We start from the raw sequence: 2,457 nt of genomic DNA on the forward strand, positions 1-2,457 counted from the left end.
ATGCAATTGGTATTAGTCAGAAAGTTAGCTTACTACTCAGATAGAATTCTGAAATCATAAATCTGTATTTGCGTTTAGCGTTATCGCTTTTAATCGTTTTATTGTTTTGCATGTGACGACTAATATTAATCCATCGACAAGAGGTCAATATCACCGCAACGCTTTACCGAGTTGCACAGAGGAGATAAACCATGGCCACCATTTTTGATTTAATCGAAACTTGGCTTGAACCTAGCCAAGATTGAGGAGTAATTTATGAGTCAGCAAAACCGAGTTCTTACTGCACAAAATGGCGCACCAATTAGCGACGACCAAAACTCACTGTCGGCCGGTGAACGTGGACCGTTATTACTTCAAGATTGGCATTTAATTGAAAAGCTGGCGCACTTTAACCGCGAGCGCATCCCTGAGCGTATTGTCCACGCAAAAGGTACTGGGGTTTACGGTACATTTACCCTCACTAAAGACTTAAGTGACTTCACACTGGCAGACCATTTCAACGACGTGGGCAAGCAAACTGAGACTTTTGTTCGCTTCTCTACCGTTGGTGGCGAGATGGGCAGCGCGGATGCTGAGCGAGATCCTCGTGGTTTTGGCCTGCGCTTTTACACTGAGCGCGGTAATCACGATATTGTCGGTAATAATACTCCGACCTTCTTCCTGCGTGATGGGATTAAGTTTCCAGACTTTATCCATACCCAAAAGCGCAATCCGCAAACGAACCTAAAAGATCCACATGCAATGTGGGACTTCTGGGCGTTGAATCCTGAGGCGCTGCACCAGGTAACTATATTAATGTCAGACCGAGGCATTCCAGCTAATTACCGTCAAATGCATGGATTTGGTTCGCACACTTTCTCTTTTTGGAATGCCAAAGGCGAGCGCTTCTGGGTTAAGTTCCATTTCAAAACCCAGCAAGGTATTGCTAACTTGACGGCTGAGCAGGCAGATATTTTGAAAGGTATCGATCCTGATTCATCGCAGCGTGACATGATGGCAGCGATTAATGATGGCAACTTCCCTAAGTGGAGCGTTAAAGTTCAGATTATGCCGGAAGTTGAAGCGAATACTTATAAAATTAACCCGTTCGACCTGACTAAAGTATGGCCTCATGCTGACTACCCACTAATAGAGATTGGCGAGTTAGAGCTTAATCGTATGCCTGAGAACTACTTTGCAGAGGTCGAGCAAGTTGCATTGGCGCCAAGTAACCTAGTACCTGGTGTGGGCGTATCGCCTGACAAGATGCTGCAAGCGCGTTTATTTGCTTACGCTGATGCACAGCGTTACCGTATTGGCGCTAACTACAACCAATTACCCGTGAATTGCCCTCATGCAACGGCGGCAAACCATCACCAACGAGGCGGCGCAATGGCCGGAACTCAGTGCCCATTCTCCGGTAGCCAAACTGGTGGTGATGCGAGCCGTAACTATGGCCCTAACAGCCATAATGGTTTGCAAGATCAGACGCAGTTTGCTGAGCCACCACTGCGCTTAGAGGGTGAAGCTGACCGTTACAGCCGATACGATCAAGATGACTTTAGCCAGGCAGGTGATTTGTACCGCTTGCTACCAGAAGACGAAAAGGCAAGATTAATAGCAAATATTGTCGGTACCTTAAGTGTGGTTAGTGAAGCAACTCAAACTAAGATGGTTGAGCACTTTACTGCAGCAGATAGTGACTATGGCCAACGCATTAAGCAAGCGTTAGGGCTGTAGAGGCCGGAAGCGTCGACAGCAAAAACACCAAGGCTTGTGGAGCATAGATCCACAAGCCTTTTACTCTTATCTACATCATCTCAGCCTGAGCCGTCTCAGCTCTATCCAATCTTAAAACATCAAAGTGACTACACCAAGCAGCGCAAATAAGACAGCACAGCCACGATGGATCCACTGCATTGGTAGCTTCTCGGCGCTAAAATGCCCAGCAATAACTACAGGGACGTTGGCGATTAACATGCCCAGCGTTGTGCCCATCACTACCATTGCTAGCGCATCGTATTTGGCTGAAAGTACCACTGTAGCAATTTGAGTTTTGTCGCCCATTTCGGCAATAAAAAATAGGATAAAGGTAGCCAAGAAAGGTCCCATCGAATAAAAACGGCTCTCCTCCTCCTCATCAACTTTATCTGGCACAAGCACCCAAAGCGCAATGGCGAAAAATGATCCTGCGATTAAGTAGCGCCCGATCTCGGGAGTGATATAACCTATAGCCCATTGCCCAAGCCAAGCAGCGGCAAAATGGTTGGCGAGTGTCGACAGAAAAATACCCAGAATAATGGCTGTTTTGTTTTTAAAGCGGGCGGCGAGAATGAGCGCCAATAGCTGAGTTTTATCACCTATTTCGGCGATAGCAACGGTAAACGTTGAGGCAAGCAGGGCTTCCAATAGTATTCCTATACCCGATCTACTTGAAGATGCAGGATTCAGTGGGAATTTAATGGGCTTTAATCAAGG

The 2,457-nt window shown here is 46.6% G+C and carries 2 protein-coding genes; one reads left to right on the forward strand and one right to left on the reverse strand.

Annotated elements, in window-relative coordinates:
• The first annotated feature begins 255 nt into the window (after positions 1 to 255).
• Positions 256 to 1,719 (forward strand): catalase KatB, encoded by a 1,464-nt coding sequence (gene katB, locus AB4238_RS16160; protein WP_372034349.1) that lies wholly within the window; start codon positions 256 to 258, stop codon positions 1,717 to 1,719.
• Between the two features lie 111 nt (positions 1,720 to 1,830).
• Here katB and AB4238_RS16165 read toward each other — a convergent pair whose 3' ends face one another.
• The gene (locus tag AB4238_RS16165; protein WP_372034350.1) at positions 1,831 to 2,388 is read right to left on the reverse strand and encodes a TMEM165/GDT1 family protein; all 558 of its coding nucleotides are present in this window, start codon (positions 2,386 to 2,388) and stop codon (positions 1,831 to 1,833) included.
• Positions 2,389 to 2,457: the final 69 nt, after the last annotated feature.

Source organism: Shewanella sp. 10N.286.45.A1 (assembly GCF_041470405.1).
Taxonomy (GTDB): domain Bacteria; phylum Pseudomonadota; class Gammaproteobacteria; order Enterobacterales; family Shewanellaceae; genus Shewanella.